Annotated in this window: 22 protein-coding genes; 13 read left to right on the forward strand and 9 right to left on the reverse strand. The window is 67.5% G+C overall.

Annotated elements, in window-relative coordinates; genetic code table 11:
• Both GQR91_RS02015 and GQR91_RS02020 read left to right on the forward strand, forming a co-directional pair.
• A partial coding sequence (locus tag GQR91_RS02015; protein WP_164727734.1) for a catalase occupies positions 1–1,175 on the forward strand: 1,175 nt, incomplete at its 5' end.
• 117 nt (positions 1,176–1,292) lie between these two features.
• Entirely contained in the window at positions 1,293–2,618 is a 1,326-nt protein-coding gene (locus tag GQR91_RS02020; protein ID WP_149680972.1) for a PQQ-dependent sugar dehydrogenase, read from the forward strand.
• A gap of 166 nt (positions 2,619–2,784) precedes the next feature.
• Here GQR91_RS02020 and GQR91_RS02025 read toward each other — a convergent pair whose 3' ends face one another.
• Positions 2,785–3,087 (reverse strand): polyhydroxyalkanoic acid system family protein, encoded by a 303-nt coding sequence (locus GQR91_RS02025; RefSeq protein WP_149680973.1) that lies wholly within the window; start codon positions 3,085–3,087, stop codon positions 2,785–2,787.
• Between the two features lie 154 nt (positions 3,088–3,241).
• On the opposite strand from GQR91_RS02025, the gene lnt reads away from it, so the two are divergent.
• The gene (lnt, locus tag GQR91_RS02030) at positions 3,242–4,774 is read left to right on the forward strand and encodes an apolipoprotein N-acyltransferase (protein WP_174236577.1); all 1,533 of its coding nucleotides are present in this window, start codon (positions 3,242–3,244) and stop codon (positions 4,772–4,774) included.
• Between the two features lie 42 nt (positions 4,775–4,816).
• On the forward strand, positions 4,817–6,019 hold the full coding sequence (gene metK / locus GQR91_RS02035; protein ID WP_112381222.1) for a methionine adenosyltransferase: 1,203 nt from the start codon (positions 4,817–4,819) through the stop codon (positions 6,017–6,019).
• Between the two features lie 82 nt (positions 6,020–6,101).
• On the opposite strand, the gene GQR91_RS02040 is transcribed toward metK, so the two are convergent.
• Entirely contained in the window at positions 6,102–6,707 is a 606-nt protein-coding gene (locus GQR91_RS02040) for a phosphatase PAP2 family protein (RefSeq protein WP_149680974.1), read from the reverse strand.
• Between the two features lie 107 nt (positions 6,708–6,814).
• Between GQR91_RS02040 and trmB the strand changes: the two genes are divergently transcribed.
• Positions 6,815–7,495: a tRNA (guanosine(46)-N7)-methyltransferase TrmB gene (trmB, locus tag GQR91_RS02045; RefSeq protein ID WP_149680975.1), complete on the forward strand. Its 681-nt coding sequence runs from the start codon at positions 6,815–6,817 to the stop codon at positions 7,493–7,495.
• Between the two features lie 61 nt (positions 7,496–7,556).
• On the opposite strand, the gene GQR91_RS02050 is transcribed toward trmB, so the two are convergent.
• The gene (locus tag GQR91_RS02050) at positions 7,557–7,781 is read right to left on the reverse strand and encodes a hypothetical protein (RefSeq protein ID WP_149680976.1); all 225 of its coding nucleotides are present in this window, start codon (positions 7,779–7,781) and stop codon (positions 7,557–7,559) included.
• A 246-nt stretch (positions 7,782–8,027) separates the two neighbouring features.
• Between GQR91_RS02050 and GQR91_RS02055 the strand changes: the two genes are divergently transcribed.
• Together GQR91_RS02055 and GQR91_RS02060 are read left to right on the forward strand one after the other, a co-directional pair.
• Complete coding sequence (locus tag GQR91_RS02055) at positions 8,028–9,152, forward strand: extracellular catalytic domain type 1 short-chain-length polyhydroxyalkanoate depolymerase (RefSeq protein ID WP_149680977.1); 1,125 nt, start codon at positions 8,028–8,030, stop codon at positions 9,150–9,152.
• Between the two features lie 72 nt (positions 9,153–9,224).
• Positions 9,225–9,674, forward strand: coding sequence for a hypothetical protein (locus GQR91_RS02060; RefSeq protein WP_149680978.1), 450 nt, complete (start codon positions 9,225–9,227; stop codon positions 9,672–9,674).
• A 97-nt stretch (positions 9,675–9,771) separates the two neighbouring features.
• Here the strand turns inward: GQR91_RS02060 and GQR91_RS02065 are convergent, their stop codons facing one another.
• Entirely contained in the window at positions 9,772–10,851 is a 1,080-nt protein-coding gene (locus tag GQR91_RS02065) for a GNAT family N-acetyltransferase (protein WP_235903882.1), read from the reverse strand.
• 138 nt (positions 10,852–10,989) lie between these two features.
• Between GQR91_RS02065 and GQR91_RS02070 the strand changes: the two genes are divergently transcribed.
• Both GQR91_RS02070 and GQR91_RS02075 read left to right on the forward strand, forming a co-directional pair.
• Positions 10,990–11,442 (forward strand): DUF2721 domain-containing protein, encoded by a 453-nt coding sequence (locus GQR91_RS02070; RefSeq protein WP_112381252.1) that lies wholly within the window; start codon positions 10,990–10,992, stop codon positions 11,440–11,442.
• On the forward strand, positions 11,439–11,861 hold the full coding sequence (locus GQR91_RS02075) for a DUF4345 domain-containing protein (protein WP_149680979.1): 423 nt from the start codon (positions 11,439–11,441) through the stop codon (positions 11,859–11,861). Before GQR91_RS02070 ends, GQR91_RS02075 begins: the two co-directional genes overlap by 4 nt.
• Here GQR91_RS02075 and GQR91_RS02080 read toward each other — a convergent pair.
• The gene (locus GQR91_RS02080; protein ID WP_149680980.1) at positions 11,828–13,393 is read right to left on the reverse strand and encodes an amidase; all 1,566 of its coding nucleotides are present in this window, start codon (positions 13,391–13,393) and stop codon (positions 11,828–11,830) included. The genes GQR91_RS02075 and GQR91_RS02080 overlap by 34 nt on opposite strands.
• A gap of 112 nt (positions 13,394–13,505) precedes the next feature.
• Here GQR91_RS02080 and GQR91_RS02085 point away from each other — a divergent pair, with 112 nt between their 5' ends.
• A complete protein-coding gene (locus tag GQR91_RS02085) occupies positions 13,506–14,690 on the forward strand; it encodes an MBL fold metallo-hydrolase (protein ID WP_149680981.1) in 1,185 nt (394 codons plus the stop codon).
• On the opposite strand, the gene GQR91_RS02090 is transcribed toward GQR91_RS02085, so the two are convergent.
• Positions 14,687–16,015, reverse strand: coding sequence for an amidohydrolase (locus tag GQR91_RS02090; RefSeq protein ID WP_149680982.1), 1,329 nt, complete (start codon positions 16,013–16,015; stop codon positions 14,687–14,689). The genes GQR91_RS02085 and GQR91_RS02090 overlap by 4 nt on opposite strands.
• Before the next feature lie 87 nt (positions 16,016–16,102).
• Between GQR91_RS02090 and GQR91_RS02095 the strand changes: the two genes are divergently transcribed.
• Together GQR91_RS02095 and uvrB are read left to right on the forward strand one after the other, a co-directional pair.
• Positions 16,103–16,729, forward strand: coding sequence for a YoaK family protein (locus tag GQR91_RS02095; RefSeq protein ID WP_149680983.1), 627 nt, complete (start codon positions 16,103–16,105; stop codon positions 16,727–16,729).
• Between the two features lie 70 nt (positions 16,730–16,799).
• Positions 16,800–18,989: an excinuclease ABC subunit UvrB gene (gene uvrB, locus GQR91_RS02100; protein WP_112381258.1), complete on the forward strand. Its 2,190-nt coding sequence runs from the start codon at positions 16,800–16,802 to the stop codon at positions 18,987–18,989.
• 55 nt (positions 18,990–19,044) lie between these two features.
• On the opposite strand, the gene GQR91_RS02105 is transcribed toward uvrB, so the two are convergent.
• The gene (locus GQR91_RS02105) at positions 19,045–19,419 is read right to left on the reverse strand and encodes a PRC-barrel domain-containing protein (RefSeq protein ID WP_112381259.1); all 375 of its coding nucleotides are present in this window, start codon (positions 19,417–19,419) and stop codon (positions 19,045–19,047) included.
• A 110-nt stretch (positions 19,420–19,529) separates the two neighbouring features.
• On the opposite strand from GQR91_RS02105, the gene GQR91_RS02110 reads away from it, so the two are divergent.
• Positions 19,530–20,048, forward strand: coding sequence for a hypothetical protein (locus tag GQR91_RS02110; RefSeq protein ID WP_149680984.1), 519 nt, complete (start codon positions 19,530–19,532; stop codon positions 20,046–20,048).
• Between the two features lie 375 nt (positions 20,049–20,423).
• On the opposite strand, the gene GQR91_RS02115 is transcribed toward GQR91_RS02110, so the two are convergent.
• Together GQR91_RS02115 and GQR91_RS02120 are read right to left on the reverse strand one after the other, a co-directional pair.
• Positions 20,424–20,861: a GNAT family N-acetyltransferase gene (locus tag GQR91_RS02115; RefSeq protein ID WP_149681459.1), complete on the reverse strand. Its 438-nt coding sequence runs from the start codon at positions 20,859–20,861 to the stop codon at positions 20,424–20,426.
• 98 nt (positions 20,862–20,959) lie between these two features.
• Positions 20,960–22,480 (reverse strand): fumarate hydratase, encoded by a 1,521-nt coding sequence (locus tag GQR91_RS02120; RefSeq protein WP_149680985.1) that lies wholly within the window; start codon positions 22,478–22,480, stop codon positions 20,960–20,962.
• Between the last annotated feature and the right edge of the window lie 37 nt (positions 22,481–22,517).

Genomic DNA, 22,517 nt, shown 5'->3' on the forward strand with positions numbered 1-22,517 from the left:
TCGGCAACAACACGCCGATCTTCTTCGTGCGCGATCCCTACAAGTTCCCGGACTTCATCCGCACCCAGAAGCGCCATCCGCGCACCAACCTGCGCTCGCCGACCGCGATGTGGGATTTCTGGTCGCTCTGCCCTGAGTCCGTTCATCAGGTGACGATCCTGATGTCCGATCGCGGCCTGCCGATCGGCCCGCAATATATGAACGGCTATGGCAGCCACACCTTCTCCTTCTGGAACGACGCGGGCGAGCGCTACTGGTGCAAGTTCCACTTCAAGACCCAGCAGGGCCACAAATTCTACACGAACGAGGAAGCCGCCGAGATCATCGGCAAGAGCCGCGAATCCTATCAGGAGGAACTCTACGGCGCGATCCATGAGGGCCGCTTCCCGAAATGGACGATGTACGTCCAGGTCATGACGCAGGAGCAGGCGAACGAGACGTCGTACAACCCCTTCGACCTGACCAAGGTCTGGCCGCACGCCGATTTCCCGCTGATCGAGGTCGGCGAGATCGAGTTGAACAAGAACCCGGAAAACTACTTCGCCCAGGTGGAGCAGGCCGCGTTCAGCCCGTCGAACGTCGTGCGCGGCATCGGCTTCTCGCCGGACAAGATGCTGCAGGGCCGCATCTTCTCCTATGCCGATGCGCACCGCCACCGCCTCGGCGCGCATTACGAGGCACTGCCGGTCAACCAGCCCAAGTCGCCCGTCGCGCATTACCACAAGGACGGCCTGCTCCGCTTCTTCGCGGACAACAACAATCCCGATGCCTATTACGAGCCGAACAGCTTCGACGGCCCGGTGCAGGACCCGCGCTACAACGAGCCGCCGCTGGAGGTGCACGGCGTCGCCAAGCGGTGGGAGCAGCCGGTCGGCGATGACGATTTCGTCCAGCCCCGCGCGCTCTACACCATGTTCGACGACGAGCAGAAGGGCCGCCTGTTCAAGAACATCGCCGCCGCGATGCATGGCATCCCGCAGTTCATCATCGACCGGCAGCTCGGCCACTTCGCCAAGGTCGACCCCTCCTATGCCGAGGGCGTCCGCAACGCGCTCGCCCATCTCGACAAGTCCGAGGAGGACCGCGAGACGCACAAGGATGTCGACCGCATGGCGGTAAACGAACCGCACAAGAATACCGAGGCGGAGGCACCCAAGTTCGAGCCCGTGAAGTAACTCCCTTGCTTCCCTGACGGGCCCGATCGGCCGCCGGCGTTTCTCCCACGCCGGCGGCCATTGTCATTGACGCGCCCGCTCTTTCCCTCGGCCGCGGCTGCGTCTAGCAAGGTGCCCATGCGCAAACACATCCTGATCGTGCTCGGCCTGTTGCTCCTTGTCGGGGCCGGCATCGTCACCTGGCTCGCCTGGCCGGACACCGCCCAACTGCCGGTCGATCAGGTCGTCGGCCGTCAACCGACCATCACCGCACCGCGCCAGCAGACCATTCCCACGGTCAAGGTCGCCAAGGCAGTCGGCTGGCAGGCGGGTGCCAAGCCCAGCGTCGCGCCCGGCCTGCGGATCGAGGAATTTGCCGGCGGGCTCGATCATCCCCGCTGGCTCTACCGCCTGCCCAATGGCGACGTGCTGGTGGCCGAGACGAATTCGCCGCCGCGCGAGGGCGGCGGCGTCGTGCAAAAGGTGATGAACGTCCTGCTCGGCCGCGCCGGTGCCGGCGTTCCCTCCGCCAACCGCATCACCCTGCTGCGCGACGCCAATGGCGACGGCCGCGTCGATACCCGCACCGCCTTCATGACCGGGCTCAACTCGCCCTTCGGCATGACGCTGTTCGAGGGGCAGCTATATGTCGCCAACACCGATGCCCTGGTCCGCGTACCCTATACCGAGGGCGCGACCCGCATCACCGCCAAGCCCGAACTGGTCATCAAGCTGAACCCCGGCGGCAATCACTGGGCGCGCAACGTCATCCCCTCGGGTGACGGCCGCACCCTGTTCGTCAGCGTCGGCTCGGCCAGCAATATCGCGGAAGGCGGCATGGAGGCGGAGAAGTACCGCGCCAACATCCTCCAGATCTGGCCCGCCGACAAGAACTGGCGGATCTATGCCGCGGGCCTGCGCAACCCGAACGGCATGGCGCTCAACCCCACCAATGGCCGGCTCTGGACCGTGGTCAACGAGCGCGACATGCTCGGGTCCGATCTCGCCCCCGATTACCTGACCCAGGTCGAGTTTGGCGACCATTTCGGCTGGCCCTGGTATTATTGGGGCGGCTATCCCGACACCCGCGTCGAGCCCGCCTATCCGCAGCTTCAGCAATATTCGAAGCGTCCCGATTACGCGCTCGGCCCCCATGTCGCGGCCCTCGGCCTCACCTTCGCAAACGAAGCGAAACTGGGCAGCCGCTTCGGCAACGGCGTGTTCATCGGCGAACATGGCTCGTGGAACCGCAAGCCGGTGTCGGGCTACAAGGTGGTCTATATCCCCTTCGGCGCCAACGGCTTCCCGGTGGCGGGCGCCAAGCCGTTCGATGTGGTCGGCGGCTTCCTGAACGCCGATGGCGATGCACAGGGCCGCCCGGTCGGCGTCATCATCGACAAGACCGGCGCCCTGCTGGTCGCCGACGATGTCGGCAACAAGATCTGGCGCGTCACCGCCCGGTAAATCCAAACCCTCTCCCCTCCGGGGAGCATCAGGTGAACAGCGCCCCGCGCTGTTTAGTCCATGCCGGGGGCATGGACGACCTGATGCTGGAGGGGCCCGCTGCCAAAGCAGCGGGAGGGTTAGGGGCAGCCCAGCAGCGCAACGCCGCGCGAGCCCCACCCGCCCCCTACTTCAGCAGCTTGGGCCCCTCCCGCTGGATTGCCTCCTGGATCTTCCCCGCAAACAGCGCCAGGAAGCCGGGCAGGTTCACCACCGCATGCACCTTGTCCTCGAACACCGTCGCCTCCGCCTCGATCGCCTGGCCCATCGCCTGCACGGTGAACAGCATCCTGTCCCCCTCCCAGCGATGCACGACCTGCGCCCCGCCGGGGATCAGCCGCCCGATCTTGCCGACCCCGCCATCCAGTCGCGCCCGCACGCCCGCCTTGCCCAACTTGTGCGGGATATCCATCGTGATCGGTGCGCTCATGCCTTGGTCTCCTTGGTAGCGGGATAATGGACGTGAAAAGCGGGCCGGAACGGGCACGGCGTCATCGCCGCCAAGCTAGGTACGGCCCACCCGCTTGGCGAGTCCCCCATCTACCCGATTGCCCCTGCCCCGCCCGCGCCATATCGCAGACCGCGTGACCCGTTCTCCCGCCCTGCTCGCCCTCATCCTCGGTGCCGTTGCCGCCTGCGGCTTCGCGCCCCTTCATCTCTGGCCGCTCACCCTTGTGGCGCTGGCGGGCTGGATGCTGCTCATCCACCGTGCGCCGACGCTGCGCACCGCGCTGTGGCAGGGCTGGCTGTTCGGGCTCGGCCATTTCACCATCAACAACAACTGGTTTCAGCACGCCTTCGATTTTCAGGACAAGATGCCGCCCGTGCTGGGGTATTTTGCGTCCGTCGCCCTTGCCCTCTATCTCGGCATCTTCCCCATGGCTGCCGCCGGCATCGCCTGGCGCGCCCGCCGAACGGACACCGGGCCGGACGCTCCCTTCGTCCTCGTCTTCGCCGCCGCCTGGATCGCCACCGAATATCTCCGCGCCACCCTCCTCACCGGCTATGCCTGGGACCCGCTGGCGGTCCTCTGGCTGCCCGTGATCGGCGTCGCCCGGATCAGCGCGCTGGTCGGCACCTATGCCTTGTCCGGGCTGACGATCGTCGCCGCCGGCGCGCTGCTGCTCGCCGTCCGGCGCCGCTGGACGCTTCCCGCGATCGCCGCCGCCACCTTCGCGCTCGCCGCCGCCTCCGCCCCCTTCACCCACGCGCCGCCCCCCGCCCCCGGCACCCCCCGCATCCGCGTCGTCCAACCCAATATTGGCAACGACCTGCGCACCGCCGATGCCGGCGATTACACCCTCGACGCGCTCATCGCCGGGTCGGGCCGCCCCGGCACGGTACCCCGCCTGATCGTCTGGCCGGAAGGGCTGCTCCAGCAGTTGCTGGAAAACGGCTATCCCGCCTATGTCTACGATCGCCGCTGGCCGGTCGACACCCGCCGCCGCATCGCCAACATCCTGGGCCCGCGCGACATGGTGATGACCAACGCCACCACGCTGACCTTCGATGCGCGCGGCGATATCGACGGTGCCGGCAACTCGGTGCTCGCCATCACGCCGGAGGCACGGATCGCCGGCCGGTACGACAAGGCGCATCTCGTGCCCTTTGGCGAATATCTGCCCTGGTCCTCGCTGCTGACCCCGCTTGGCCTCGCGCGCCTCGTCCCCGGCGATATCGACTTCGTACCCGGTCGCGGCCCGGCATCGCTCAACTGGCCCGCTTACGGCGCCATCGGCATCCAGGTCTGTTACGAGATCATCTTCTCCGGCGAGGTCGTCGACCGCGCCCATCGCCCGCGCCTGATCTTCAACCCCTCCAATGACGCCTGGTACGGCCGCTGGGGCCCGCCCCAGTTCCTGGCGCAGGCGCAGTTGCGCGCCATCGAGGAGGGATTGCCCGTGGTCCGCGCCACCCCGACCGGCATCTCGGCGATCATCGCCGCAGACGGCCGCGTCGTCGCCCGCATTCCCCATGAGAAGGCAGGCGCGGTAGAGGCGCCGATCCCCCCCGCCCTGCCGCCGACACTCTTTGCCCGGCTGGGCAACCTCCTGGCCGCGCTGGTCGCCATCGCGCTGTTCGCCATCGCCGTTGCCATCCGCCGCCGCGGTCGTTAGACGCACATATAAAGCTATCTTTATATCCTTATGAGGACGGGTATGCGCAGTTCCTACATCTTCACCTCCGAATCCGTATCCGAAGGCCATCCCGACAAGGTCGCCGACCAGATTTCCGACGCGATCGTCGACCTGTTCCTCTCCAAGGATCCCGAGGCACGCATCGCGTGCGAGACGCTGACGACCACCAACAAGGTCGTGCTGGCCGGCGAGATCCGCTGCAAGGGCGTGTTCGAGAACGGCGCCTGGGTCGATGGCGCGCTCGACGAGATCGAGCGTACCGTGCGCGAGACGGTCAAGCGCATCGGTTATGAGCAGGACGGCTTCCACTGGGAAAGCTTCGACTTCTCGAACAACCTCCATGCCCAGTCGGCGCATATCGCGATGGGCGTGGACGAGAGCGGCAACAAGGACGAGGGCGCCGGCGACCAGGGCATCATGTTCGGCTACGCCACCGACGAGACGCCCGGTCTGATGCCCGCCACCCTGTATTACAGCCACAAGATCCTGGAAAAGATGGCCGCCGACCGTCACTCCGGCGCTGCTCCCTTCCTGGAGCCGGACGCCAAGAGCCAGGTGACGCTGCAATATGAACAGGGCGTGCCCGTCCGCGCTACCGCCCTGGTCGTCTCGACGCAGCATTCCGCCGACCTGTCGAACCCCGAAGGTCAGGCCAAGCTGCGCGACTACGTCAAGGGCGTCTTTGCCGAGGTCCTGCCCGAGGGCTGGCTGCCGGACGACAAGGCGATCTACGTCAACCCGACCGGCCTGTTCGAAATCGGCGGCCCCGATGGCGACGCGGGCCTGACCGGACGCAAGATCATCGTCGACACCTATGGCGGTGCCGCCCCGCACGGCGGCGGTGCGTTCTCGGGCAAGGACCCGACCAAGGTCGACCGTTCGGCCGCCTATGTCGCGCGCTATCTCGCCAAGAACGTCGTCGCGGCCGGTCTCGCCAAGCGCTGCACCATCCAGCTCTCCTATGCGATCGGCATCGCCGAGCCGCTGTCGGTCTATGTCGACCTGCACGGCACCGGCAATATCGAGGAATCGAAGCTGGAGCATGCGCTGCCCAAGCTCGTTCGCCTGACCCCCAAGGGTATTCGCGAGCATCTGAAGCTGAACGCGCCGATCTATTCGAAGACCGCCGCCTATGGCCATTTCGGCCGCGATGCGGAGGGTGCGCTGTTCACCTGGGAAAAGACCGATCTGGTCGATGCGCTGAAGGCCGAACTGGCCGACTGATCCACGGTCCCCGACCGCTGAACCAAAGGGCTCCGACCGCCAGCCGGTCGGGGCCCTTTTGCTATCCGGTCATTTGGCCCGGTCATTTGGCGATGCGCCGCCAGATCCTCGGCGCCCACCGGTCGACGATCAGCCGCGCTGCCCGTTCCGACACCCAGCCGATCGCGCCGCCGACCACGACATCGCTGACATAATGCGTACCCCGCGGCGGTTGCAGGGCGGCGACGACCCCGGCGGCACCCTGCGTCGCCAGCCCCGCCAGCGGCGCGTCGCGGGCAACCGCGTTGGCCACGGCGACGGCGCCCGCCGTATGCCCCGACGGAAAGGAGTTGAGCGGCGGCGTATCCTTCTTGCCCGGCTCGAAGACCGGCTTGCCAATCTTTTCCGCATGGTTCGGCCGCGCCCGGACCACGCTGCGCTTCACTGCGCTCTTGATGCCCGTCGCGATCAGATGCGCGGTCAGCATGCGCGCGCCCGTCCGCGCCAGCATCGACCGCCGCAGCACGACGCCGGCCACCAGGGTCACGGCGGAGATCGCGATCAACGGCGGCTGATCCGCAATCTCGCTGGCGCCCCCCGCCACCCGCACCAACAGGGTATCGCGGTTTTGCGCCACATCGTGCGTCGCCTCGGTATCCGCCTTCAGCAGCGCCTTGCCCGCCTTCTTGGCATCCTTCTTCTTGCCCATCGCCGTCCTTCCCGGTGCTGATCGCCGCCCGTCACTGTCCGATCGGCGATGCAACCGCCGGTGCGGCCACTTTGCTCCGGCGCATCATCGGATTAAGGGCGGCGGCCATGAACGATCCCGTTGCCATCCGCCGCCTGTATGGCCGCCGCCAAGGCCACAAGCTTCGCCAGGGCCAGGCCGCCCTGGTCGAGGAAACCCTGCCCACCTTCAGCGTGCCCGAAACCGGCCCCATCGACGCGCAAACGCTGTTCGGCGACGATCGCCCGCTGCAACTGGAGATCGGTTTCGGGGCAGGCGAGCATCTCGCTGGACAGGCCGAGGCGGCGCCCGCCGCCGGCTTCATCGGCTGCGAACCCTTCCTGAACGGCGTCGTCGGCGCCCTCGGCCATATTCGCGACCGCGATCTCGCCAATGTCCGGCTGCACATGGGCGACGCGCTGGAGGTGGTCGAGCGCCTGCCCGATGCCAGCCTGGAGCGTGTTTACCTCCTCCACCCCGATCCCTGGCGCAAGGCGCGCCACGCCAAGCGGCGGATGATGAACCACGGCCCGCTCGACGCGATCGCCGCCAAGCTTAAACCCGGCGGCGAGTTCCGCCTCGGCACCGACGATCCCACCTATTGCCGCTGGTCGATGATGGTGATGAACGCGCGCACCGACTTCGTCTGGCAGGCGCAGACCCCGCGCGACTTCCTTGAGCGGCCCGCCGACTGGCCGGAAACCCGCTACGAGCGCAAGGCCCGCCGCCAGGGTCACGAGGTCTGGTATTTCCGGTATATCCGCCGCTGATCCAGCGGTCCGGGAGGGGGCACCGCGACACGCGCGGTGATCGCCCCTCCCGAATATTCCCCTACTGCACCGTCGAGTCGGCGATGGCCGGCTCGGCCATTCTGGCGGCTCGACGCTCCGCATCGCGGCGCGTGTCCGAACGTGTATCGGCCTGCCGCAACTGCTGTTTTTCGGCCTGCTTTTCCTCCAGCATCCCGAGCGAGATCGCGCCGCCCAAAGCGGTCAGGCCGCAAATGCCGGTAATGATGTTGATGCCGCGCAGGCCCTTCTTGCCTCGATCCGTCATGCGTCGCCTCCCATTGTCCGATCCGGCCGCATGGTAACCACGCGAAAAAACCCGTTGGTGCACCTAACCATCTAACATCGATCAATATCCCCTGATCGGCCCGGTAAACTGCACGGCTATCGTCCCGGTCACCGCCACTGGCCGCCCACACCGTTGCAAAAGCCCACCCGCGCCCCATCTCTTGTGCAGTGCAGCAAGGTCGCATAGGCCATCCCTGTGCCATGGCTCTTGATGAGGACGCGGCCGATGCGAAAGATTTCCGATACGGTTGGCCGGCTCGCCGCACTGCGCGGCGCCGGTGCGATGAACACGGGGCTGGCGCCCGACAGCAGCCGCCTGACGAGGCTGGATGCGTTCGGCTCCAACCCCGGCGCGCTGCACGGCTATGTCCACATTCCCGCCGCGCTCGCCCCCGATGCCCCGCTCGTCGTCGTCCTGCACGGCTGCACCCAGACCGCCGCGGGCTATGATCTGGGTGCCGGCTGGTCGGACATGGCCGACCGCTACGGTTTCGCGGTGCTGTTTCCGGAGCAGCAGCGGCAGAACAACCCCAATCTCTGCTTCAACTGGTTCAATCCCGAAGACAGCCGGCACGGCACCGGCGAGGCGCTGTCGATCCGCCAGATGATCGCCGCGGTCACCGCCCGGCATGCGATCGATCCGGCGCGCGTCTTCGTCACCGGCCTGTCCGCCGGCGGGGCGATGGCCTCGGTCATGCTGGCGACCTATCCGGAGGTGTTCGCCGGCGGTGCGATCATCGCCGGCCTGCCCTATGGTAGCGCGACCACCATGCCGCAGGCGTTCGACCGCATGCGCGGCCACGGCATCCCCGGTGAGGACGCGCTGGCCGCACTGGTGCGCGACGCCTCCGACCATGACGGTCCCTGGCCCACCATCTCGATCTGGCACGGCAGCGGGGATGCGACCGTCGCCCCCTCCAATGCCGATGCGATCATCCGCCAATGGCGCTCGCTCCACGGGGCCAATGCGCGACCCGATCGGCAGGAGACGGTGGACGGGTATCCCCGCCGCGTGTGGCACGACGCATCGGGCTGGCCGGTGATCGAGGAATACAGCATCACCGGCATGGGCCACGGCACCCCGCTCGCCGTCGCGGGCGACGATCGCTGCGGACAGGCCGGCGCCTATATGCTCGATGCCAGCATTTCCTCCACCCGCCATATCGGCCGCTTCTGGGGCCTGATCCCCGCCGACGACGTTCGCGAAAGCGCCGCCCCCCGCACGGCGGTGCTGGAGCGGATGCCGCCCCCCGCCCCCCGCACGGCCGAGCCCCCCGAACCAGCCGGCGCCAGCGCCAATGTCGGCAAGGTGATCGAGGATGCCTTGCGCGCCGCCGGACTGATGCGATAACGGCGGTCCGGATACCGGCCCCCGCCCCTGCGGCGACTGGGCGGCCGGGCCACCGGATCCGGAGCAGCAGAATTGGTCGACAAGAGCTGGGGCGTGCCCGCCGCCTCGCCGGGCTTTCGCATCAGGACGAACGCCAGCCCGGAGGACCGCGCCGCCGAGCGCGCCAGGGCCCGCGAAGCCCGCGCGCAGGACCGCGTCGACCTGATGGCGCAGCGCCTCGAAGCGCGCGCCGCCAGTCGCCAGGCTGATATCGCCGCGCGCGAACAAGCCCGCGAGGCGCGCCGCGAACAGGAACAGGCACTCGCCGCCCGCGATCCGCATGCCGCCGCGGCCAGCCGTCGCCGTTCCTCGGGCCGCAAGGATGTCGTGCGCGAACAGCGCGACACGCGAAACTATACGGTCACCGCCGATCCCGATCGAGTCCGCGACATGGTGAAGCGCGGCGCCACCATATCCGGCCTCGCCGATGTGCTGGGCATCACCTCGGCAGAGGTCGAACGTATCCTCGCCGACGCGGGCTGAGCGGCTGTTTGGAAATTGGCGAAAGAGCCAATTTCGGGCGGAGCCAGCCCGCTGAATGCGTTCACAGCGCATTTCCAAACGGACTCTGAGCCGCCCGCTACCCCCTCGCGCTGCGCCGCCAGCTTTCGGCCATCAGGCGCCCGGCCAGCGCGGACACGCCCGGCGCACACAACAGCCAGTCACGCATCGCCGGCCCCGGCTCGCTGCCCAGCGTTTCCTTGTAGCCTGAATCGCCGATGCCCCAGTCCACGTCGCGCACCCCCCGCGCCAGTGCGTCGGCCAGGTTGCGATAGACCAGCAACCGGCCCGGGCTCTGCCGCGCGAATTGCGGATCGTAGCTGTTGGCGATCGCGTAGCGCCACGGACCGGCATCCAGGTCGAACGAGAAGGCGGCCGGCGCCCCGTCGATGCGCAGCAACGCCGCGCGCGCCATGCCCGCCAGCACGGGATCGGCCATCGCCCTGCGCCAAAAGGCACCATGCCGCCCCTGCATCGTGAACTTGGCGTCCAGCCCCTCCTGACCGACCCAGCTTCGCGTCTCGATCGCCCCCAGCGTATCGAACCCGGCCGGCCAGTCGGCCCCGGTCAGGAACGACCAGTCCAGCGCACCATGCTCGCCCAGATGCTTTTCAAAGAACCGGTTCTTGCGCAGCGTCGAGTTGCGCGGCCACGCACCTCCTGCCGCCGCATCGGCCATGCGGAAGATCCAGGTCGTGCCGATCACCCGATCGCTCGCCGTCCATCCCGATGCCCGCGCCGCCTCCACCAGCATCGTCACGCCCGAATCGCTATCCGGCACCGGGCCGATTCGGATCGCCCGCCGGTGCCGCGCCAGCAGGGCCAGTGCCGCGCGCGCCACCGCGCCGGTCGCGCCCTCCGCCGTCACCGGTGCCCGAAACGGCCAGTAGGAGCCGGGCACGGCGGCGATGCGCGCCATGCGCGGCCCCACCGGCACCAGCGGCATCGCCAGCACGGGGCGCCCATCCTCCTCCACCACAAGCGTCGTGGCGGGGCCGCCATATACCGCCACTGCCGAGGCAAACCATTGATACCGCAAAAAACGATGCGTGGCGGGCGCCGCCGCCGCAACCTCGTCGATCGCGGTGGACAGCCCCTCGACCAGCGTCGCCCTCACCCGCGACGTGGTTCCCTCATCTCCGGCAAGGCGCATCGGCATGGTCACGATCGTTCTTTATCCCGTCCGGATCGGCGCATGGCGAGGGCTTACACTGATGCAGGTTACCAACGCCTTTGTGGGCGCATGATGCCGCTTCGGCCTTGTCTCGCACGCGCGACCGCGCCACCTTTGCCCGCGATGCCGACCCTTCCCGCCGTCTCCACCATCGCGCAGACGATCCAGTTGTCGCTCGCGCCCGTCTTCATGCTGGCGGCGATCGGCCAGTTGCTCAACGTGCTTGCCGGCCGGCTCGCCCGCGTCATCGATCGTGCCCGCGCGCTCGAACTGCTGCTCGAACGCGCCGGGGACGAGGCGCACCGCGGCCGCCTGAAATGGGAATTGCGGCTGCTCGACCGGCGCATGTCGATCATCAATGCGGCGCTCTTCATGTCGGTGCTCAGCGCGGTCATGGCCTGCCTCGTCATCGCGCTGCTTTTCGTGGCGAACCTGGGCAAATTCCATATCGGCACCTGGATCGCGCTCGCCTTCATCCTGTCGGTGTCCCTGCTCATCCTGTGCCTGGCCGCCTTCATGATCGAGGTGCGGATCTCGCTGCGCGCCATCCATGTCCGCAAGGAAATCCTGTCGTGACGCCGGCGGTGGAGCGTCGCCTGCTGCAGGCGGCGGTGGCGCTCGCCTGCTGCGTGCCGATCGCGGCGGGTACGGCGGGCGTGCTGCTCGGCCCCGTCTGGATGGGCCGCCCGCCGCTCGTCCCCGTCGATCTGGACAGCCATGTCCGGTATCTGTCGGGCATATTCCTGGGCGTCGGCATGGCCTTCACCACCTGCATCCCCGCGATCGAGCGGCAGGGGCCCCGCTTCCGCCTGCTCGCCGCGCTCGTCGTCGCCGGCGGCTTTGCCCGGCTCGGCTCGCTGATGGCGGTCGGCGCCCCCTCGCGCGGCCATCTCCTCGGCCTGCTGCTCGAACTCGTCCTCGTCCCCCTCCTCGTCCTCTGGCAATTCCGCATCGCCCGCCGCTACCGCGCCCCCGCCTCGACACTGGGCGCATAACCCGGTCGAACCCGCGCCTGCGCCCGCTGCTCATACGCATATCCGGCCTGCAGCACGACCGCATCGCCGTCCCTCGCCGCAACGAACGACAACCCCACCGGCAGGCCCAGCACCAACCCCATCGGCACCGTCAGATGCGGATAGCCTGCGATGGCTGGCCACTGGCTGGCGCTCGGGCCGTTATATTGGTCGCCGTGGACCGGATCGCTCAGCCAGGCCGGGCCATAGCTCGGCTCGACCAGCACATGCGCGCGCGCCTCGCGCAGCATGCCGTCGATCGCGCCCCGCGCCGCCGCCAGCGACTTTGCCCGCGCCGCCTTGTACGCCGGATCGTCCAGCCCATGCGTCGTCGCCGCCTGCACGAACAGTTCCTGCTCGAAAAACGGCATTTCCGCTGCCGGCCGTGCCGCATTGAACGCGATCACCTGATCCAGCGTCCGCGTGGTCACGGCGGGCGGCGTGCTGGCCAGATAGGCGTTCAGATCCGCCTTCAACTCGGTCAGCAGCACCACCAACTCCGCTTCGCCGATCCCGTCCACCTTCGGCTCCGCCACCGGCACCAGGATCGCCCCCGCATCCCGCAACACCTGTAGCGCGGCATCGAACCGTGCCGCCACGGCGCGGGGCATGTCCGGCCGGCGAACGGCGATCCGCAGGCCCGACAGCGCCTGGGCGGACAGCCCGGCGGCGAAGTCGCGCGGCACCGCAGCGGCCGTCGCGGGGTCGGCCGGGTCCGCGCCCGCCATCGCGGTCAGCATCATCGCCACGTCGCGCACGCTCCGCGCCATCGGCCCCGGCGTGTCCTGGCTGTGGCTGATCGGCACCACATGCGTGCGGCTGACCAGCCCGATCGACGGCTTCATGCCGACCAGTCCGTTCATCGCCGACGGGCAGACGATCGATCCGTCCGTCTCCGTCCCCACCGCCGCCGCGGCAAAGCTCGCCGCCACCGCCGCACCCGACCCGGAGGACGAACCGCAAGCGGTGCGGTCCAGCGCATAGGGATTTCGCACCAGACCGCCCACCGCGCTCCATCCGCTCATCGACCGGGTCGAACGGATATTGGCCCATTCCGACAGGTTGGTCTTGCCCAGGATCACCGCCCCCGCCGCACGCAGCCTGGCGACGACCGGTGCATCCCGCCGCGTCAGATTGTCCGCCAGCGCCAGGCTGCCCGCGGTCGTCGGCAACGGGTCCAGCGTCTCGATATTGTCCTTGATCAGGACCGGGATGCCGTGCAGGTCACCGCGCACCCGCCCGGCCTTGCGCTCGGCATCCAGCGCCTTGGCCTGCGCCAGCGCATCGGGGTTCAGCGCGATCACCGCGCGCAGCCGCGGCCCCTTGCGATCCATCCGGGCGATCCGCGCCTGATAGGCGCGCACCAGATCGACGCCCGATACGTGCCCCGTGGCCAGCATCGCGCGCAACGCGTCGATCGATTGTTCCTCCACCGCCACCTGCCGCGCCGGCGCGCCCGACGCCATCACTGCCACCGCCAGCGTCGCCGCCAGCCATCTTTGCGCTACCCGCATGGAATTGCCCCCGATTTTCGCGCCATGCTAACGCGCATGGTGCCCGGCGCAATATGCGGACGGCGGACTTTGCCGGACCCCGAGAGCCCTGACATACGTTGGTCCCATCATCATGCATGAAGGAGCGGGCGTGGCCGCAGTTCTGAAAGTCCTTGCCAAGCTCGTCGCGCTGCTCCTGATCCTCTTCGGCCTTGCGGTCACGATCGTGCCGCGCTTCCTGGACCGCATTTATTATCGCGGCCCCGCCAGCGGCCATTTCGACACCGAACGCTTCTTCAACCCGGACGGCGACGAGGATACGATGCGCGCGCCCGGCGGCGGCGGACGTGCCGGTTTCTTCTGGCGCTACCTGACGGGCAGCGACGACCGGCCGCCATGGCCGGCATCGGTGCGCATCGACCCGGTCGCACCCCCCGACCGGGTGCAGGGCCAGCGCATGGTCGCCACCTGGGTCGGCCATGCCACGGTGCTGGTCCAGACGCAGGGGCTCAACATCCTGACCGACCCGATCTGGGCGGACACCGCCGGGCCCTTCGGCATGGGCCCATCGCGCGTCGCGTCGCCCGGCATCGCGTTCGATCGCCTGCCCCGGATCGACTTGATCGTCGTCAGCCACAATCATTACGACCATATGGACCTGGATACGCTGCGCCGTCTCTGGCTGCGGGACCGGCCGCATATCGTCACCAGCCTCGGCAACGACAGCGTCATTGCGCAGGCCGGCGTGCCCGCCACCGCGCTCGACTGGGGGCAGCGCCTTGCCCTGCGCCCCGCCATCTCGGTCGTCGTCACCCGCAACCACCATTGGGGCAGCCGCTGGTTCGCCGACCGCAACCGGGCGCTGTGGTCCAGCTTCACCATCACCCTGCCCGGCGGCAACCTGTTCTTTGCGGGCGATACGGGCATGGGCGACGGCCGCTGGCCGGTGGAGGCGGCACGGCTCGGTCCCGTGCGGCTGGCGCTGCTCCCCATCGGCGCGTTCCGGTTCGCGCCTGGCCAGATGGCATCGGGTAGCCATATCGGCCCGGTCGATGCGGTGGAGGTCTATCGCCGGCTCGGCGCCGCCCATGCGATACCGATCCATTGGGGCACGTTCCGCCTCTCCTACGAGGCCTATGACACGCCGCCCGCGCTGCTCGCTGCGTCTATGCGCTGCACCGGCCAGCGCGGCTTCACCCCCGTGGCGCTCGGTCGCCCGGTCGAGATCGGCCCCTACCGCCCGACCGCGGTGGCGGAGACACCGCGCGACCGGCTGCTCCGCTGCCTCGACGCCGCCGGTGCCGACCGCTTCCGCTAGGACGCCGCCCCCGGCTTCAGCAGGTCCAGCACCACCGCCGTCGTCGCCACCGCCCCGGTCACCACCGCAGGCTCGGGCGACACCTTGAACTGTGGGCTGTGGTGCGAGGGGATGGCGGGCCCACCGGCCTTGGCGGCGGCGACGACATCCGCCGGCGTACCGCCGACCGAGAAATAATAGCCGCGCACGCGGGTATCCGGCTGGACGTAATAGGCGAAGTCCTCCGCCCCCATTCCCTTTTGCGTGAACGGCGCAACATGATCCGCGCCCAGCGTCGTTGCCAGCACGGCGTTCAGCCGCCCGGCCAGCGCCGCATCGTTGATCGTCGTCGGCGTTCCCTCGATCACCGTCACCACCGGCATCTTGTCGGCGGGCATGCCGTTCAGCTCGCCCACACCGCGCGCCACGCGGGCGATCCCGGCGACCAGTCGTGCGCGCTCCTCCTCGTCATTGGCGCGCACCGTCACCTGCAACCGGGCCTGGTCGGAGATGATGTTGTGCTTCAGGCCGGCATGAAAGGATCCGACCGTGATCACCCCCGGCCGCAACGGCTGCTGCTCGCGACTGATCAGGCCTTGCAGCGCGATCACCAGTTGCGACGCCATATAGACCGGATCCTTGCCCATATGCGGACTGGCGCCGTGCGCACCGATGCCTGGCACGGTGATGTCGATCGAATCCGACGACGAATACTGGATGCCCTCGGCCGCGGAAACGGTGCCCGCCGCACGCTCCGCATCCACATGGAATGCCACGGCATATTGCGGCTTGGGGAACCGCGCATACAGCCCGTCCTTCAGCATCGCCTTCGCCCCGCCCACGCGCTCCTCCGCCGGCTGCACGACGAACACCACCGTCCCCTGCCACCTGTCCCTCAACGCCGCCAGCCGCCGCGCCGTCCCCACCATCGCCGTGACATGCACATCATGCCCACACGCGTGCATCACCGGCGCCTCCACGCCATCGACACCCACCTGACGCACCGTGCTGGCATTGGGCAGCCCCGACTTCTCCTCCACCGGCAGGCCGTCCATGTCGGCGCGCACCAGTACCACCGGCCCCGCACCGTTTCGCAGCACGCCGACCACCCCGGTGCCGCCCACCTTCTCCGTCACCTGCATCCCCGCCACCCGGCGCAGCTCCGCCGCCATCCGCGCCGCCGTCTTCTCCTCCTTGAACGACAGCTCCGGATTTCGGTGAAACCAGTCCCACAAGCCCTTCAGGTCGCGATCGTAATCCGCCTTCACGGCCGCGGCATAATCCGGCTCGGCCATGGCCGGCGTCGCGAGGGCGACCAGCGTGGCGGTGGCACAAAGATGACGCATGATGTCCCCCGTGATCGATGACGATCGTCAGCGTAGCGCGCGCAAGCCGCCGTGCAATCCTCCGCTACAACCGTTAAGGGTCGATTCGTGAACCGATATCGGAAACGCTTCTGGCTCCTTGCCTCGGGCGTCGCGGCGCTGGCTGGCTATCTCGATGCCGTCGGCTTTCTTACCCTGAACGGCCTGTTTGTCTCCTTCATGAGCGGCAATTCGACGCAGCTTGCGGTCGATCTCGTCCTGGGAGGCCCGATGGCGGCGGTCGCAGCCGGACTGGTCGGCGCGTTTGTCGGCGGCGTGATCGCCGGTGCGCTGGCCGCGCGTGTGGCGGGGATGGCGCGAAAGCCGGTGGTCCTGCTGCTGGTCACCATCCTGCTTGCCGTCGCCGCCCTGCTGAACGCACCGTCCGCCGTCTTCGTCATGGCCGCGGCGATGGGTGCCGCCAACGGCGTGTTCCAGCGTGATGGCGAGGTCAGCATCGGCGTCACCTACATGACCGGTACACTGGTCAAGCTGGGCCAGCGGCTCGCCGCCGCGATCACCGGCGGCGCACGCTGGGCGTGGATTCCGCATCTGCTGTTGTGGAGCGCGCTTGTCACCGGGGCCGCACTGGGCGCGTTCGCGCATCTCCATGCCGGCCCCCATGCCTTGTGGCTGGCCACGGCCGCAGCGCTGATCCTCACGATCGCCGCCGCTCTGACCGATCGCCGCGCCTGAACTTGCAGGGCACGAAACCGTTTACGTGGGCACAGGTGACGAAACGAGAACAAAGCCCCATATCCCCGCCATGGCCATCCAGATCCGCACGACCCTAGACGAGCCGGAAACCGGCCCCGCCTTCGTCCCCCATCGCCCCAGCCGCCCGGAAAAGGCGGAGGGCGGCCGCCGCTTCGAGCTGGTGACCGACTACACCCCCAGCGGCGACCAGCCCACCGCCATTGCCGAACTGGTCGCGGCGGCACGGGCGGGCGAGAAGGATCAGGTGCTGCTCGGTGTCACCGGCTCTGGCAAGACCTTCACCATGGCCAAGACGATCGAGGCGTTGCAGCGCCCCGCCCTGATCCTCGCCCCCAACAAGATCCTGGCCGCACAGTTGTACGGAGAGTTCAAGAACTTCTTTCCGAACAACGCGGTCGAATATTTCGTCAGCTATTACGATTATTACCAGCCCGAAGCCTATGTGCCGCGGTCCGACACCTATATCGAGAAGGAATCCTCGATCAACGAGTCGATCGACCGCATGCGCCACTCGGCCACGCGTGCGCTGCTGGAGCGGGACGACGTCATCATCGTCGCTTCGGTGTCGTGCCTGTACGGCATCGGTTCGGTCGAGACCTATTCGGCGATGATCTTCGACCTGAAGAAAGGGCAAAGCGTCGATCAGCGTGAAATCGTGCGCAAGCTCGTCGCACTGCAATACAAGCGCAACGACGCGGCTTTCCAGCGCGGCAATTTCCGCGTGAAGGGCGACACGCTGGAACTCTTCCCGTCGCATTATGAAGATTCGGCGTGGCGCATCTCCTTCTTCGGTGACGAGATCGAGGAGATTACCGAATTCGATCCGCTCACCGGTAAGAAGGTCGCGAACCTCAACTCCGTGCGCGTCTATGCGAACTCGCACTATGTCACCCCCGGCCCGACGATGAAGCAGGCGGCCGAGGCGATCCGGCACGAATTGTCCGAGCGGCTGAAGGAGTTGGAAGCGGAGGGAAAGCTGCTCGAACACCAGCGGCTCGAACAGCGTACCAACTTCGACCTCGAAATGATCGCGGCAACCGGCAGTTGCAACGGTATCGAGAATTACAGTCGCTTCCTGACTGGCCGCCTGCCCGGCGAGCCGCCGCCGACCCTGTTCGAATATCTGCCGGAAAACGCCGTGCTGTTCGTCGACGAAAGCCATGTCACCATCGGCCAGATCAACGGCATGTCGCGCGGCGACCATCGTCGCAAGATCACGCTGGCCGAATATGGCTTCCGTCTGCCCTCGGCGATCGACAACCGGCCGCTGCGCTTCAACGAGTGGGATGCGATGCGCCCGCAAACCGTGTGCGTGTCGGCGACGCCGGGCAGTTGGGAGATGGAGCAGACGAGCGGCGTCTTTGCCGAACAGGTGATCCGCCCTACCGGGCTGATCGATCCGCCGATCGAGATCAAGCCGGTCGAGGAACAGGTGCAGGACCTGATCGTCGAGGTTCGCAAGACGACCGAGCGGGGGTATCGTACGCTTGTCACCACGCTGACCAAGCGGATGGCGGAGGACCTGACCGAATATATGCACGAGGCGGGGATCAAAGTCCGCTACATGCACTCCGACGTCGAGACGCTGGAGCGTATCGAGCTGATCCGCGATCTGCGTCTGGGCGTCTATGACGCGCTTATCGGCATCAACCTGCTGCGTGAGGGGCTGGATATTCCCGAATGCGGGCTGGTCGCGATCCTGGACGCCGACAAGGAGGGGTTCCTGCGATCGGAAACCTCGCTGATCCAGACGATCGGCCGCGCCGCTCGCAACGTCGACGGTCGCGTAATCCTGTACGCGGATCGCATCACCGGCTCGATGGAACGCGCGATGAGCGAAACCGCGCGGCGCCGGGAAAAGCAGATGGCCTATAATGCCGAACACGGCATCACGCCTGCGACCGTACGCAAGAATATCGGCGACATCATCGCGCATGTCGCCTCGGGCGATCAGGTGACCGTGCCGATCGACGACGAGCGTCCGCACATGGTCGGCCACAATCTGCGGGCCTATATCGAGGAACTCGAAAAGAAGATGCGCAAGGCCGCTGCCGACCTCGAATTCGAGGAGGCCGGTCGCTTGCGCGACGAGATCCGTCAGTTGGAGAACGAGGAGCTGGGCCTGCCCGTCCACGAACAGAAGGCCCCGATCATGGGCCGCTCCAACGAAGGCAAGCCGGGCACCCGCAAGACGCGGTTCGGCAAGAGCAAGAAATTCGCCAGTGGCCGGCGGGCGTGATGCTTAACGGGGGGCGGCACGATTCCTATCGTACCGCCCCCTGTCATCGCTTTACCTATTCGATCGACACATTCTCGCTGCCGACACTGTAATAGCTTGCGACGCGGTCGGCATAGGCCTGGTCGAATACGGGCGCGTTGTTCGACCAGCTCGGGCCGCCTTCCAGCAGGCGGCGGTCGATGGTGATGACGTACTGGTCGCGCACCGAGTCGAACTGGAGGAGCGAGAAGGGGACGGGGTAGAAGCTCTTGCCCATGCCGAGGAACCCGCCCAGCGACAGGACCGCGTGCGTCACCTTGCCGCTGCGCTTGTGGACCATGAACGAATATACGGTGCCCACCGTATCGCCGTCCCGGCTTTCCACTTTCATCGTATGCGCCACATTGGCCTGAACGAGCAGCAGCGTAGGGGTATCAGCGGTGTCGGACATAGGGGTCTCCATTGATCCAGGTTGAACCCGTCGCCCCGCAGCGCGGTTCCGTCGCAACGGGCCCGCCCGGAAAGGTTGAGCCGCCCTCCTGCCTCGCCCATAGAGCGGGCATGCGCTTCGCCTCTTTGCTCCGCCTGATACCACTCGCGGCCACCATCCTGGTCTCCGCCTGCATCCCCGCCACCCAGCCGGCACCGCCCCCCCCGCCGCCCGCCCCGGCCGCCCCTACCCCGCCCCCGCCCGCACCCACCGTCGCCCTCGGCCCCGACTGGCGCGACTGGCCGCTGACCTCTGGCACGTGGCGCTATACGCGTCAGGCGGGCGGCTCGATCGCGAATTTTGGCACAGGCACGCCGGCGCTGACGCTGCGCTGCGATGCGGCGACCCGGCGCATCACGCTGGTGCGCGCCGGCGCGCCAGCCGGCACCGCGACGATCCGAACCTCCAGCACCACGCGCCCATTGCCCCTGCAGTCGGGTGGCACGGCCGTATTGGCGGCCGGCGACTCGCTGCTGGATGCAATGGCCTTCACCCGCGGCCGATTCGTGCTGGAGCAGCCGGGCACGCCGCCGCTGGTCGTGCCGGCCTATGCCGAGATCGGTCGGGTGATCGAGGATTGCCGCGGCTGATCGACTCATCGGCGGCGCAAGAGGGTCGGCCAAACGCCCGGTCATTACAAGACTTGTTTATCGGCACCGGCCATCACACATTGGCGCTGCGGCCAGTGATGGCCGCATTGGCTATCAACAAGCGAAAGGAGGTGATCCGATGTCTCATGGTTCAGCAATGGGGTCGGTTCAGTTCGTTCGGGGGACGCGCTTCTAAGACCGCCGGATCGGCCGGGGGGTATTCTCCCCCAAGCAACGGCATGGTCCCCAAGGTCTTGAGGCCTGCATGGTCTCCCGGGCTGGAGCTCTCCGGCCGCTGACCATGTTTAGGGGCTGTCGGGACGTCGAGAGACGCCTCCCGGCAGCCTCTTCTCATTTCCGGCGCAGGGTGTTCGGTTATAGCCGTCGAAACAGGATCAGCGCGTCGACCAGTCCGAGCGTCGGATGTGCGAACGCCTCCGGCACGCGCCCGACGTCCTCGAAACCCAATGATCGCCACAGCGCGACCGCCCGGCTGTTGCTCGCCACCACGAAATTGAACTGCATCGCGGTGAAGCCCGCCATGCGAGCGATATCGAAGGAATGCAGCGCCATCGCGCGCGCTACGCCGCCTCCCTGTGCGGCCGGCGCCGTGACATAGCCGCAATTGGCTACATGCGCGCCGCCACCCATCTGGTTCGCGCGGCAATAGTAACTGCCCAGCAGCGCACCCTCGCCGTCGCATGCAACGAAGGTGCGCTTGCCACTCTCGAACCAATATCCCGCCAGCGCCTGCGCATCCATGTCGCGCGGCAGGGCGTAGGTTTCGCCCGCAGCAATGACGGGTGCCAGCATGGCCACCACCGCCGCGTGGTCGCCGCCGGACGCCTCGCGGATGATGATGGCCTTTTCCGGCAAGCCGGTCCTGCGCTCCACGCTCACCCAAGCATTCCTCAAGCCGGCGTCAGCAGCCCTTCCTTCGCGATCTTCTCGCGCCACACCAGCGGGGCGAGTTGGTGGACGTTCTGACCCTCGGCATCCACCGCGACGGTGACGGGGAAATCCTGCACCTCGAACTCGTAGATCGCCTCCATGCCCAGGTCCTCGAACCCGACCACCTTCGATCCCTTGATCGCCCGTGCGACCAGATAGGCCGCACCACCCACCGCCATCAGATAGGCGGAGCGGTGATCCTTGATCGCCTCGGTGGCGGCCGGCCCGCGCTCGGCCTTGCCGACCATCGCCAGCAGGCCCTGTTCCAGCATCATGCGCGTGAACTTGTCCATCCGGGTCGCGGTGGTCGGACCCGCCGGGCCCACCACTTCCTCGCCCACCGGATCAACCGGCCCGACATAATAGATCACCCGGCCCTTGAACTCGACCGGCAGTTCCTCGCCCCGGGCCAGCATGTCGGCGATCCGCTTGTGCGCAGCGTCGCGCCCGGTCAACATCTTGCCGTTCAGCAGCAGCCGGTCGCCATGCTTCCAACTCTGCACCACCTCCGGCGTCAACGCGTCGAGATCGACACGCTTGGCCGCGACGTCGGGCTTCCAGTCGACCTTGGGCCATTCGTCCAGCCTGGGCGCTTCAAGATAGACCGGGCCCGAACCGTCCAGCGTGAAATGCGCGTGGCGGGTCGCGGCGCAATTGGGGATCATCGCGACGGGCTTGGACGCCGCATGCGTCGGCCAGTCGAGGATCTTCACGTCGAGGATGGTGGAAAGCCCGCCCAGCCCCTGCGCGCCGATGCCCAGCGCATTGACCTTGTCCATCAGTTCGATGCGAAGCGCCTCGAGATCGTTGCGCGGCCCGCGCGCACGAAGCTGCCCCATGTCAATCGCGCCCATCAGCGACTGCTTGGCGAGCAGCATCGCCTTCTCGGCGGTGCCGCCGATGCCGATGCCCAGCATGCCGGGCGGGCACCAGCCCGCACCCATTTGCGGGATCATCTCCAGCACCCAGTCGACGATCGAATCGCTGGGGTTCATCATCTTGAACTTCGACTTGTTCTCGCTGCCGCCACCCTTGGCGGCGACGTCCACGCTCACCTTGGCGCCCGGCACCATTTCGACGTGCAGCACCGAGGGCGTGTTGTCGCGCGTGTTGCGCCGGGTGAAGGCCGGATCGGCCAGGATCGAGGCGCGCAGCTTGTTCTCGGGATGCAGATAGGCTCGGCGCACCCCCTCGTCGACCACCTCCTGCAAGGACCGGTCGCCGGACAGGCGGCAATCCTGCCCCCATTTGACGAACACGGTGACGATGCCGGTATCCTGGCAGATCGGCCGGTGCCCCTCGGCGCACATGCGGCTGTTGGTCAGGATCTGGGCGATGGCATCCTTGGCGGCGGGGCTCTGCTCGGCCTCATAGGCCTCGCCCAGCGCACGGATATAATCCATCGGGTGATAGTAGCTGATGAACTGGAGCGCGTCGGCCACGCTCTCGATCAGGTCGGTGTCGCGGATGATCGTGGTCATGGCAGGCCTTTGCGCGATGCGCGCGCGCGATGCAATC

Origin of the sequence: Sphingomonas carotinifaciens (genome assembly GCF_009789535.1) — a bacterium.
Lineage (GTDB): Bacteria > Pseudomonadota > Alphaproteobacteria > Sphingomonadales > Sphingomonadaceae > Sphingomonas > Sphingomonas carotinifaciens.

Coding starts and splice junctions, on each gene's coding strand:
- GQR91_RS02115 (WP_149681459.1), bottom strand. CDS start 20,861: ATGCTGGCACCCGTCATTGCTGCGGGCGAAACCTACGCCCTGCCGCGC.
- GQR91_RS02055 (WP_149680977.1), top strand. CDS start 8,028: ATGCGAAAGATTTCCGATACGGTTGGCCGGCTCGCCGCACTGCGCGGC.
- metK (WP_112381222.1), top strand. CDS start 4,817: ATGCGCAGTTCCTACATCTTCACCTCCGAATCCGTATCCGAAGGCCAT.
- GQR91_RS02025 (WP_149680973.1), bottom strand. CDS start 3,087: ATGAGCGCACCGATCACGATGGATATCCCGCACAAGTTGGGCAAGGCG.
- GQR91_RS02090 (WP_149680982.1), bottom strand. CDS start 16,015: ATGCGTCATCTTTGTGCCACCGCCACGCTGGTCGCCCTCGCGACGCCG.
- uvrB (WP_112381258.1), top strand. CDS start 16,800: ATGGCCATCCAGATCCGCACGACCCTAGACGAGCCGGAAACCGGCCCC.
- GQR91_RS02120 (WP_149680985.1), bottom strand. CDS start 22,480: ATGACCACGATCATCCGCGACACCGACCTGATCGAGAGCGTGGCCGAC.
- GQR91_RS02085 (WP_149680981.1), top strand. CDS start 13,506: ATGCATGAAGGAGCGGGCGTGGCCGCAGTTCTGAAAGTCCTTGCCAAG.
- GQR91_RS02080 (WP_149680980.1), bottom strand. CDS start 13,393: ATGCGGGTAGCGCAAAGATGGCTGGCGGCGACGCTGGCGGTGGCAGTG.
- trmB (WP_149680975.1), top strand. CDS start 6,815: ATGAACGATCCCGTTGCCATCCGCCGCCTGTATGGCCGCCGCCAAGGC.
- GQR91_RS02065 (WP_235903882.1), bottom strand. CDS start 10,851: ATGCCGATGCGCCTTGCCGGAGATGAGGGAACCACGTCGCGGGTGAGG.
- GQR91_RS02070 (WP_112381252.1), top strand. CDS start 10,990: ATGCCGACCCTTCCCGCCGTCTCCACCATCGCGCAGACGATCCAGTTG.
- GQR91_RS02040 (WP_149680974.1), bottom strand. CDS start 6,707: ATGGGCAAGAAGAAGGATGCCAAGAAGGCGGGCAAGGCGCTGCTGAAG.
- GQR91_RS02050 (WP_149680976.1), bottom strand. CDS start 7,781: ATGACGGATCGAGGCAAGAAGGGCCTGCGCGGCATCAACATCATTACC.
- GQR91_RS02020 (WP_149680972.1), top strand. CDS start 1,293: ATGCGCAAACACATCCTGATCGTGCTCGGCCTGTTGCTCCTTGTCGGG.
- GQR91_RS02105 (WP_112381259.1), bottom strand. CDS start 19,419: ATGTCCGACACCGCTGATACCCCTACGCTGCTGCTCGTTCAGGCCAAT.
- GQR91_RS02110 (WP_149680984.1), top strand. CDS start 19,530: ATGCGCTTCGCCTCTTTGCTCCGCCTGATACCACTCGCGGCCACCATC.